Below are 9,525 nucleotides of genomic sequence, written 5' to 3'. Positions count from 1 at the left end.
CTCCCCCCGGCCCCCGTCCCCCGCTGCGCAGGGGAGGGGGAGACCTGAACCGCGCTTCGGATGGCCTGACGCGACCGACCACGCGTGCAGTCCGCGAAGGCGGACTTCGGGCCGTTGTTGCCGCGACTACAGTCGCCCCAGCGGACCCGAGGCCCGGAGCGTAGTCCCGCCATCGGGGAGCGGAACCAGCCTGCGACAGTCCCAAACGCACGAAAGCCGGCCCTCCTCAGGCCGGCTTTCGCCCCACCGCACGCTACTCAACATCACCAAAGTCCAGCTTCTGCGGACGCATCTGGCAGTGCTCGCCGCAGCCGAACTTGTAGCGGTTGCGGGCGAACCAGCGATAGAACCGGCCGAACAGGTTGCCAAAGCCCGGCACCTTGAACGCCCAGCCGAACGTCAAGCCGTACGGCAGGATCTTCAGCAGCTGTTCGATGGCCTCGCCGCCCTGCCACGTCTTTCCGCCGGGGCCGATCAGCTGCAGCGCTTCGGCGTAGGCCGCCGCGGGAATCCAGGGAAAGCGGCTGAGCACCGTGGTGTTCTGGAACGGGATCAGCTCCAGCTCATCCCCCGTGTCCCACTTCGTCAGCACCTTCACCAGGCGGCCGCACACCTTGCACTGGCCGTCGTACACCACCGTGTAGGGCCGCCCTGTGGCGGCCGCCATGGCCTGCACGTCGCCGAAGCGAAAGTGCACCACGGGAATCGTGTTCATGCCTTGACCTCCGTCGACAGCTTTGGCGGCATCTCCAGCGTCTTCTTCACGGTGCACAACCCGGCGGCTCGCGTCGCCACGTTCCGGCGCTCCGGCGGCAGCGAGGGCCAGTCGAGCACCACGCTCATCTCACCCACGCGGTGCGGTTCCTCGGCAAAGCTCCACCCGACCTCTATCGCCAGGTCATCCACGTTCAGCTTGGCGTTGGTTCCCCACGACGCCACGACCGAGTAGGTGCACGTCGCCAGGCTGCTGGCCAGCATGTGGAAGGGCGAGTACTGCATCGCCGCGCTTTCCGCCTCGATGGACATGGGCCCGCCGCCGCCCTCCAGGCGGATGCGATCATCGGAAAGGAGGATGATCTTCACGGCTTCCCCTCACGTTGATGAGTGCTCATTCGTTCATCATCCCTTGATCAGCGACTCGGCGCCGTCGATCCAGATTTCCGTGCCGGTGATGTGGTCGGACAGGTCGGACGCCAGGAACAGCACCAGCTGCGCCACCTGCTCGGCCTTGCCGGGCGCGCGCTCCAGCGGCTGGTTGCCCTCCGGAAACTCCACCGGAATCTGCACCTCGTCCAGGTTGCGGCGCTCGGTGTTGTCGTCGATGCTGCTTTCGATGGCGCCCGGGCAGATTACGTTCACGCGCACCTTGAAGGGCGCCAGTTCCAGCGCGACCATCTTGGTGAACGCCACCTGTCCCGCCTTGGACGACGAGTACGCCGTCGCGCCCGTGTTGCTGAAGATGCGCGTGCCGTTGATGGACGCGTTCACGATCACCGAACCGCCCTTCTTCTTCAGGTGCGGCGCGGCGTACTTCACCGTCAGAAAGGTGCCCTTGAGGTTGATGGACAACGTGTTGTCCCACTCCTCGGGCTCCAGCTCCTCGATGGGTGCCCACACGCCGTTGACGCCCGCGTTGGCGAAGACGACGTCCAGCTGGCCCCAGCGGTCGACGACCTCGGCGATGGCGGCCTGCATCTCGTCCGGCTTGGAGATGTCGGCGCAGACGGGGATGGCCTCGCCGCCGGCGCGGGTGATCTCGGCCACGACGGGGTCCAGATTCTCGCGGTGGCGTCCCAGGACGGCCACCTTGGCGCCCTCCTTGGCGAACAGCAGCGCCGTCGCCTTGCCGATGCCTTCGCCGCCGCCCGTAATCAGCGCGACCTTGTTCTCCAGCTGCATGACCAAACCCCGCGGGAAAAGGGAATCGGATTCGATGTCGTCCGCTCCGCTCAGCGGGAAGCGTTCCACTGCATCTCCATGGACCGTGCCTTACCAGAATGAGTGAAGGAGAAGCTGGATAAGAACGCCCGCGCCGATCGCGAGCAGGGTGCTCGCCAGGGTCCCGACAAGGAAGTATTCCGCGAAGCCGCGGTCCTCCAGCTCCTTCGACCGGATCAGCCCCTTCGCGGCGATGAGCAGGCCGATCGCCTGATACGCCTGCACGGCCATGAACAACGCGAGGAGCATCCGCTCCAGCACCCCGATCATTCGGCCGCGATTGTATTCCACCCAGTCCACACCGCCTTCGGGCTGCCTGGTCATCGTCGGCAGCGTCCCGACCTTGTTCATGAAGCCGCGGACGACGTGAGCCCCGCCCCGGGCCAGGAACACCACCAGAGCACAAATCCCGGCGAAGCAGATGAGCCGGCCCGTTCGGACAGGCAGAACCAGTAGCGGCTCGACGGTCACCCCGAAGGCCCCGATTACGAGCGCCACGGCCAGCAGAACAACGAAATGCGTGCCCAGTTCCCACTCCGCCAGCCAGATTCCTCGCCGGGCGCGCAGGTCCACCGGATCACGGAACGGAGATCGGGCGGGTGCACGCCGCTCCACTACCCGCACGCGGCCAAGCGCCATGATGAACATTCCGAACAGCATGAGAGCCGCGATCAGCACCCGCGGGACGAGTTGTGTCGTGCCGAAGCCTGGGAGCGCCGCGGCCGCACCTGTCAGCAGCGCGGCACGTATGCCCAAGTGCTGCTTCCATTTCCGCATCTCTCGCAGATGCTTCTTCTCTTCGACCTCCCGATGGTCCGAGGGATCCTGAAGTGCGTAGTTCGCCAGCATCCAAACACAGGCGACCTGGGTCCACAGCAGTACGGGAGCAAGCAACCGTTCATCTACGTCTCCGGGCGGCACCATCGGCCATCTCCCAATCGCAAGACCAATCGTACTTCCGAAGAATCGCCCTCCAAGCAGCCTCACCTTCGGAATAGGGTGCCCAGCCGGCTCCCCGCGCATGATGGTAAACGGCTTGCCGCGTAATTCCAAGGATGTTGCCGATGTGGACGGCCCCGTGTCCTTCCCGGAGCAGCCGCGCGACCTGGCGCTGCCGGGTGGTGAATCTGCCGCGTATGTGGTCCAGCAGCGTAGACATTGCCGTGAGCACGACATCGTCGTCGCCGAAGCCCGCGAACATCCCTCCGGTCCGGTTGCTCTCTGCTGCGGTTTTCAGTGCGTCGCGGGCGAACCACCAGGCCGGGCCGTCCGTTTCGGTCGGGAGTGTGCGCAGCGGGGTGTCGAGGGGTCCCAACCCGAATCCGAAGCGCATCGTCGTGGGTCCCAGGAAGTCACCCGCAAACCACACGATGTCGGGAATCGGCTCGGCTCGCTTGAGCAGCGCCTGGATCTCGTCTCCGCGGCTAATGGTGAACCGGGCGAGAAGCGCTGGTTCGTGTTGCTCGTTCAGCGCCGCGACGAGGGCGGTCAATTGCTCCTGGAGCGCGGAACGGTCCGCGTGCCCGCGCGAATCCACCACGTCGCTGATGAGCGCGACGCAGTGGTTGCCAGGAGCTTGTTGGTCGGGTCGAAAGTTCATCGTGACTCAGGCCGGGGGGCGGGAAGTCCGGACCTGTTAAGCTTTAGGACTTGCCTTGGCGCTTGTCAAGCGAATCCGCTTTACATCCTGAATTGAAAGCGATTTCGCTTTACATCCATCAGTTCACGAGCGGGAAGCGTTCCACTGCTTCGTAGCGCGCGGGGCCGCCACCCAGGTGACTCTGGTAGATGACGATCTCGCGCACCGGCATCTCCAGCTCCAGCGCGGGAACGGACTCCACCAAGCGGCTCACGTCGCGGTTGGGCTGGATGCGGCTGAGTGTCAGGTGCGGGCGATACGGCTTCTCCTCCGCCGCGTACCCGTGGGTGCGCGCCGCCTGCTCCGCGATGTGCGCCAGCTCCTGCAGCCGCACCACGCCCTCCGTGATGCCCATCCACACCACTCGCGCGCTCCGGGGCCGCGGGAACGCGCCCAATCCGCCGAAGCGGATGGCGAACGCCGAGCCCAGTTCCGCCGCGGCGAGCGCATCCGCCATTCCTCGCCGTTGCGCCGGCGTGCTGGCACCCAGGAAGCGCAGCGTCAGGTGCCAGTTGTCCGCTGCCACCGCCCGCCCCGGCAACCCCTCGGGCGCCGCCGTCCGCAGGTGGGCCTGCACCGCGCGGCGCGCCTCGTCCGTCATCGGCACGGCGACGAACAGCCGCGCGCTTCCATCACCCGCCATGTCCGCCTGCTCAGGTGTTCGCCAGTTCCGCGAGCCGCGCCGCGTCCAGCACGGTGAGCGCGCCGCGCGGTTCGGCGCGGATCACGCCCTGGTCGCGCAGGGAGCGGAGGGTGCGGACCACCACCTCTCGCACCGTCCCCAGCTCCTCCGCCACCTGAGCCTGCGTTCTGCCCAGCGGAAAGGTGTCGCGGCCGACGCGCTCGCGCCGGTCGAGCAGATAGCCCGCCAGGCGCGCCCTCACGCTCCGCGACGTGGCGCCGTCCAGCCGCCCGATCAGCTGCCGCACGCGGCCCGCGAGCCGCCCCAGCAACGCCAAGGCCAGCTCCGGGTCCTGGCGGATGGCGGCCAGCAGCCCGTCGCGCGTTACCGCCACGCAGGTGGTGCGCCGGGACGCGATGGCCGTCGCGGGATAGCGCTCGCCCGCGAACAGCGCCACGTCGCCCAGTGTGCCACCGGGTCCCTCCACGTGGATTACGTGCTGCCGCCCGCCCACGGAGCGGACGACGCGCACCTCGCCCTCCAGCACCACGAAGAAGCCGCGGGGCTCCGCGCCCGCGCTCCACAGCACCTCGCCCGGCGCGAAGGTGCGCGTGGCGGAGCGCGCCGCCAGGTCGCGCCGGGCTGCATCGTTCAGCCCGGCGAGGAGGGGGATGGCGAGGAGGTCATCGGGATCGATCATCGGGTGTGACCCAGGTTCCTTCGCGCGGGCGCCGCCGCCGTTAGCGTGAGTGAGCGGCCATCGGGCCGCCGTGAACCGACATCATCCGTACGGGAGATCTCACGATGCGCATCATCCACCTCGCTCTCGCCGCCGCCCTCGCCGCTCCGATGGCCGCCTGTGCCCAGCACACGCCGCAGAACCACGCCGCCCATCATCCGCCCGCGCAGACGGCGGAGAGCGGATTCGCCGCGCTGCAGGACCGCGGCGCGCAGGCGATGGGCGTGGACCAGTACACGTCCACGCACCGCTTCGACTCCCTCGTCGATGGCGGGCGCATCGAGCTCCAGCGCGAATCCGACGACCCTGAGGGCGTGGCGACCATCCGCGCGCACCTCGCGTCCATCGCGCAGGCGTTCAGCGAAGGCGACTTCCGCACGCCGGGCTTCGTGCACGCCGGTACCGTGCCGGGCACGGAGGTGATGGCCGCGCGCCGCGCATCCATCCGCTACACCTACCGCGACCTGCCGCGCGGTGGCCAGGTGCGCATCATCACGGCGGACGCGGAGGCGCTGCGGGCCATCCACGCCTTCCTGGCGTTCCAGCGCGGCGAGCACCGGGCAGGCGGCGAGGTGCACTCGCATCGCTGAGGACGAATCCGGCCGGGACCCCGGCGACGTATCTCTCTATGTCACCAGGGACCCCGGCCGGCGTCTTGCGCGGGGGAACCTTGCACGTACCTTGGAGTTACAGGTGCGTGGGCCGGACGCACCCGGCCCCTCCGTCGAGAGAAGAAGGTGTAGCATGCTCATCCGAAAGCCCGAGATCCCGTCGTCCGAGATCACTCCGGAAGCGACGTACCTGAACCGCCGCCAGTTCTTCGGCGCGGCGGCGGGGGCGCTGGCCGCGAGCGCGCTTCCCACGTCGCTGGCCGCGTGCACCATGAGCGACGCGGAGGCGGCGCAGCGCGACGAGCCCAACTCGTTCGAAGACATCACCTCGTACAACAACTTCTACGAGTTCGGCACCGACAAGAGCGACCCGGCGCGCCTGGCCCCGCGCACGCTGCGCACCCGCCCGTGGACGGTGGAGATCGGCGGCCTGTGCGACCGGCCCGGGCGCTACGCCTTCGACGACCTGGTTCGCCCGCACCAGAAGGTAGACCGCACCTACCGGCTGCGCTGCGTGGAGGCGTGGTCGATGGTCATCCCCTGGCGCGGCATTCCGCTGCGGGACGTGATCGCCCGCGCCCGGCCCCGCCCCGGCGCGCGCTTCGTGGAGTTCACCACCCTGCTGGACCCGGCGCAGATGCCCGGGCAGCGGCGGAGCGTGCTGGACTGGCCGTACGTGGAGGGGCTGCGGCTGGACGAGGCCATGCATCCCCTGACGCTGCTGGCGACGGGGCTGTACGGCCGCGACCTGCCGGCGCAGAACGGCGCGCCGCTGCGGCTGGTGGTGCCGTGGAAGTACGGCTTCAAGTCCATCAAGTCCATCGTACGCATCCGCTTCACCGAGCGGATGCCCGCCACCAGCTGGGCCCGCTCGGCGCCCACCGAGTACGGGTTCTACGCCAACGTGAACCCGGCGGTGGACCATCCCCGGTGGACGCAGGCCCGCGAGCGGCGGATCGGCGAGTGGCGCAAGCGGGCCACGCTCCCCTTCAACGGCTACCCCGAGGTCGCCAGCCTGTACCGCGGGATGGACCTGCGGCGCAACTTCTAGCCGTGGCCCATCCCGCGCCCTGGCAGCTGCGCGCCGCGCGCTGGATTCGCCCGGCGGCGTGGGCGGGCGGGCTGGTGCCGCTGGCGCTGATCGTGGCCGCGGGGTTCACGGGCGGCCTGGGCGCCGAGCCCATCGAAGAGGTCACCCACCGCACCGGCTTCGCGACCCTGCTGATGCTGATGCTGACGCTGGCCATCTCCCCCGTCCGCCGCTGGACGGGGTGGAACTGGCTGGCCCCGGCGCGGCGGACGCTGGGATTGTGCGCCTTCCTGTACGTCTGCCTTCACCTCGCCATCTACCTGGTGGACCAGGGCTTCTCCCTCGGCTTCATCGTCGAGGACGTGGTGAAGCACCCGTACGTGACGGTGGGCTTCGCGGCGTTCCTGCTGCTGGTGCCCCTGGCGCTCACGTCGACGAAGGCGTCCATCCGCCGGCTGGGAAAGAGGTGGCAGAAACTCCACCGACTGGTGTATCTTGCTGCGGGGCTCGGCGTGCTGCACTTCCTGTGGCTGGTAAAGAAGGACCTGCGCGACCCGCTGATCTTCGCCGCCGTGTTCGCCGCGCTGATGCTGGCGCGGCTGGCGCCCCGGCTCGTGGCGGCCCGCCGCCGCCCGGCGCCCCGCGAAACACGCGGCCCCGTTCATCCGTAGGCCCGGAAAAGCCTCGTTCCCGGAGTACCACCCATGTCGTCAGAACTCGCGCAGGTGATCGTGATGTGCACGGTAGCGCTCACCACCGGCGCCGTGCTCATCCTTCGGCCCATCGCCCTGCGGCTGGGCACGTTCCTGGACGCCAAGACGGCGGCCACGCTCAAGGGCACTCCCGAGGCCGAGCTCACCCGCATCCGCGAGGTGCTTTCCAGCATCGACGGGCGGCTGGACCAGATCGAGGAGCGCCAGGACTTTGCCGAGGCCCTCCTGTCTGCGGCGGACGGCAAGCTGCTGTCGGCCCCGGCGCCCATCCGCGCGCAGGAGCGCAACTGAGGGCGGCCACGGCCGGCGGCAACACGGCGGGGCCCCGGCGCGGGGCCCCGCCCTTTTTTTGCGGCCCGGGAGGTTCCCCCCGGCCGCCCTGTCCACTATCTTATGTTTCCTTCCGTTTCCATGCGTAGATGACGATGCCCGTGGGGGTTGCGCCCGCCCCCGTCGCGCCGCGCAGGGCTCCGCGCCCGGGCGGACGCCGCCGCACGCTGCTGTACCTGCACGAACTCCGGGCCCTGCTGCGCATCGCGGGGCCGATCATCGTGAGCCAGCTGGGCGCTATCGCCATGAACACCACCGACACCATCATGGTGGGGCCGCTGGGCGCGGGGCCCCTGGCGGCGGCGGGGCTGGGCAACGCGCTGTTCATGGCCGTCATGATCATGTGCACGGGCACGCTGATGGGCATGTCGCCCCTGGTCAGCCAGGCCTACGGGGCCGGCGACCGGGCGGAGTGCCGCCGCCTGCTGGTGCAGGGGCTGTGGCTGGCCGCGCTGCTGTCGCTGCCCATGACGCTCTTCTGCCTCTTCGGCCAGCCGGTCGCGCGGGCGCTGGACCAGCCGCCGGAAGTGGCGCGGATGGCCGGCGGCTACCTGGCCGCGCTCGCCTGGGGGGTGCCGCCCATGCTGCTGTTCATGGCCTTTCGCCAGTACCTGGACGGCATGGGCTTCACGCGGCCGGCGATGACCATGACCTTTCTGGGCGTGGCGCTGAACGTGGCGGGCAACCTGGTGCTGGTGTACGGCGTCCAACTTTCCATTCCCTTGTTCGGCGACGTCCGGATTCCGGCGTACGGGCTGGTGGGCTCGGGGTGGGCGACGACCATCGTGCGCTGGGCGATGTTCGTGGCGATGGCGGGGTACGTGATGCGCCGCCGCGACCTGGCCCCGTTCTCCGGCGTCCGCCTGGCGCCGGAGGCCGCCCAGCTGCGGCGGATGACGGGCATCGGCCTGCCGATCGGCGGGCAGCTGACGGCCGAGGTGGGCGTCTTCGCATTCGCGGTGGTGATGATGGGGTGGCTGAGCCCCACGGCCCAGGCGGCGCACCAGGTGACCATCAACATCGCGTCGGCCACCTTCATGGTCGCCATGGGCACCAGCCTGGCGGGCTCCATCCGGGTGGGCCAGCACGTGGGCGCGGGCAGCCGCCGGGGCGTGCAGCGCAGCACGTTGACGACCTACGCCGTGGTCACGGCCTTCATGATGGTGTGCGTGCTGCTGTTCCTGGGCGCGCCGCGCTTGCTGCTGGGGCTGTTCACGACCGATCCGGAGATCGTGAGCATCGGCGTGGGGCTGCTGACGATGGCGGCGCTCTTCCAGGTGTTCGACGGCGCGCAGGTGGCCGGCCTCTGCGCCCTGCGCGGCGCGTCGGACACGCGGGTGCCGCTTTGGATCACCATCCTGGGGTACTGGGTGATCGGGGCGCCGGTGGCGTACCTGCTGGGGTTCCACACGAGCATGGGACCGCGGGGGATCTGGGCGGGGCTGGTGGTGTCGCTGGCGGTGGTGGCGGTGATGCTGGCCTTCCGGGTCCGCCACGTGATGTGGGGGCCGGTCCCGGGCGGCTCCGGCAGCCTGTCATCCTGAGGCCAAGCCACACCGGACTCGCCCTGACGCCATACCTGGCAGGCCGAAGGATCTAGCCTGGCGCACGTACAAGCCTGGGCGCGGCAGCGGTCACCGTAGCCGAGGCCTCGGCTGCCGTGGGGCCCTCACCCGTCCTCGCTTAGGCTCGTCCACCCTCTCCCACAAACAGCGTGGGAGAGGGGGTACACTTCGGGTTTCGGCGCGACGAGGCGGGTCCGGTGCTCGGGCTGGCGCCCCCCATCCCCAGCCCTTCCCCCGCAAACTGCGCGGGGGAAGGGAGCCAGTCGGGTGCGTGTGGCCTGCCGGAGCGCACTCGAATTCTCCTCTCCCCCATGGGGTTTATGGGGGAGAGGCCGGGA

12 protein-coding genes are annotated in these 9,525 nt (G+C 69.4%); 5 read left to right on the top strand and 7 right to left on the bottom strand.

Going from position 1 to position 9,525, the window contains the following annotated elements; translation table 11 throughout:
- Positions 1–253: 253 nt before the first annotated feature.
- The 7 genes from VIB55_RS21120 to VIB55_RS21090 form a co-directional block, all read right to left on the bottom strand.
- Positions 254–715, bottom strand: a complete 462-nt coding sequence (locus VIB55_RS21120; RefSeq protein ID WP_331878651.1) for a DUF393 domain-containing protein — start codon at positions 713–715, stop codon at positions 254–256.
- Positions 712–1,083: an OsmC family protein gene (locus VIB55_RS21115; RefSeq protein WP_331878650.1), complete on the bottom strand. Its 372-nt coding sequence runs from the start codon at positions 1,081–1,083 to the stop codon at positions 712–714. Before VIB55_RS21115 ends, VIB55_RS21120 begins: the two co-directional genes overlap by 4 nt.
- 36 nt (positions 1,084–1,119) lie before the next feature.
- A complete protein-coding gene (locus VIB55_RS21110; RefSeq protein ID WP_331878649.1) occupies positions 1,120–1,899 on the bottom strand; it encodes an SDR family NAD(P)-dependent oxidoreductase in 780 nt (259 codons plus the stop codon).
- A gap of 90 nt (positions 1,900–1,989) precedes the next feature.
- Positions 1,990–2,787 carry a hypothetical protein gene (locus VIB55_RS21105; RefSeq protein WP_331878648.1) on the bottom strand — a complete coding sequence of 266 codons (798 nt, stop codon included), beginning with the start codon at positions 2,785–2,787 and terminating at the stop codon, positions 1,990–1,992.
- A 49-nt stretch (positions 2,788–2,836) separates the two neighbouring features.
- Complete coding sequence (locus tag VIB55_RS21100; protein ID WP_331878647.1) at positions 2,837–3,538, bottom strand: SatD family protein; 702 nt, start codon at positions 3,536–3,538, stop codon at positions 2,837–2,839.
- A 118-nt stretch (positions 3,539–3,656) separates the two neighbouring features.
- Positions 3,657–4,220 (bottom strand): RNA 2',3'-cyclic phosphodiesterase, encoded by a 564-nt coding sequence (gene thpR, locus VIB55_RS21095; RefSeq protein WP_331878646.1) that lies wholly within the window; start codon positions 4,218–4,220, stop codon positions 3,657–3,659.
- Between the two features lie 10 nt (positions 4,221–4,230).
- Entirely contained in the window at positions 4,231–4,899 is a 669-nt protein-coding gene (locus VIB55_RS21090; protein WP_331878645.1) for a Crp/Fnr family transcriptional regulator, read from the bottom strand.
- A 104-nt stretch (positions 4,900–5,003) separates the two neighbouring features.
- Here VIB55_RS21090 and VIB55_RS21085 point away from each other — a divergent pair, with 104 nt between their 5' ends.
- From VIB55_RS21085 to VIB55_RS21065, 5 genes are all read left to right on the top strand, one after another.
- Complete coding sequence (locus VIB55_RS21085; RefSeq protein WP_331878644.1) at positions 5,004–5,528, top strand: hypothetical protein; 525 nt, start codon at positions 5,004–5,006, stop codon at positions 5,526–5,528.
- A 154-nt stretch (positions 5,529–5,682) separates the two neighbouring features.
- On the top strand, positions 5,683–6,600 hold the full coding sequence (gene msrP / locus VIB55_RS21080) for a protein-methionine-sulfoxide reductase catalytic subunit MsrP (RefSeq protein WP_331878643.1): 918 nt from the start codon (positions 5,683–5,685) through the stop codon (positions 6,598–6,600).
- Positions 6,601–6,602: 2 nt separating this feature from the next.
- Positions 6,603–7,250 carry a protein-methionine-sulfoxide reductase heme-binding subunit MsrQ gene (locus VIB55_RS21075; RefSeq protein WP_331878642.1) on the top strand — a complete coding sequence of 216 codons (648 nt, stop codon included), beginning with the start codon at positions 6,603–6,605 and terminating at the stop codon, positions 7,248–7,250.
- A 33-nt stretch (positions 7,251–7,283) separates the two neighbouring features.
- The gene (locus VIB55_RS21070; RefSeq protein WP_331075116.1) at positions 7,284–7,583 is read left to right on the top strand and encodes a hypothetical protein; all 300 of its coding nucleotides are present in this window, start codon (positions 7,284–7,286) and stop codon (positions 7,581–7,583) included.
- Between the two features lie 134 nt (positions 7,584–7,717).
- Entirely contained in the window at positions 7,718–9,166 is a 1,449-nt protein-coding gene (locus tag VIB55_RS21065) for an MATE family efflux transporter (protein ID WP_331878641.1), read from the top strand.
- Positions 9,167–9,525 lie beyond the last annotated feature (359 nt).

Source organism: Longimicrobium sp. (genome assembly GCF_036554565.1).
GTDB lineage: Bacteria > Gemmatimonadota > Gemmatimonadetes > Longimicrobiales > Longimicrobiaceae > Longimicrobium.
This window is presented reverse-complemented; position numbering and strand designations above follow the sequence as displayed.

Coding starts and splice junctions, on each gene's coding strand:
- VIB55_RS21120 (WP_331878651.1), bottom strand. CDS start 715: ATGAACACGATTCCCGTGGTGCACTTTCGCTTCGGCGACGTGCAGGCC.
- VIB55_RS21110 (WP_331878649.1), bottom strand. CDS start 1,899: ATGCAGCTGGAGAACAAGGTCGCGCTGATTACGGGCGGCGGCGAAGGC.
- VIB55_RS21105 (WP_331878648.1), bottom strand. CDS start 2,787: ATGCTGGCGAACTACGCACTTCAGGATCCCTCGGACCATCGGGAGGTC.
- VIB55_RS21100 (WP_331878647.1), bottom strand. CDS start 3,538: ATGAACTTTCGACCCGACCAACAAGCTCCTGGCAACCACTGCGTCGCG.
- thpR (WP_331878646.1), bottom strand. CDS start 4,220: ATGGCGGGTGATGGAAGCGCGCGGCTGTTCGTCGCCGTGCCGATGACG.
- VIB55_RS21090 (WP_331878645.1), bottom strand. CDS start 4,899: ATGATCGATCCCGATGACCTCCTCGCCATCCCCCTCCTCGCCGGGCTG.
- VIB55_RS21085 (WP_331878644.1), top strand. CDS start 5,004: ATGCGCATCATCCACCTCGCTCTCGCCGCCGCCCTCGCCGCTCCGATG.
- msrP (WP_331878643.1), top strand. CDS start 5,683: ATGCTCATCCGAAAGCCCGAGATCCCGTCGTCCGAGATCACTCCGGAA.
- VIB55_RS21070 (WP_331075116.1), top strand. CDS start 7,284: ATGTCGTCAGAACTCGCGCAGGTGATCGTGATGTGCACGGTAGCGCTC.
- VIB55_RS21065 (WP_331878641.1), top strand. CDS start 7,718: ATGCCCGTGGGGGTTGCGCCCGCCCCCGTCGCGCCGCGCAGGGCTCCG.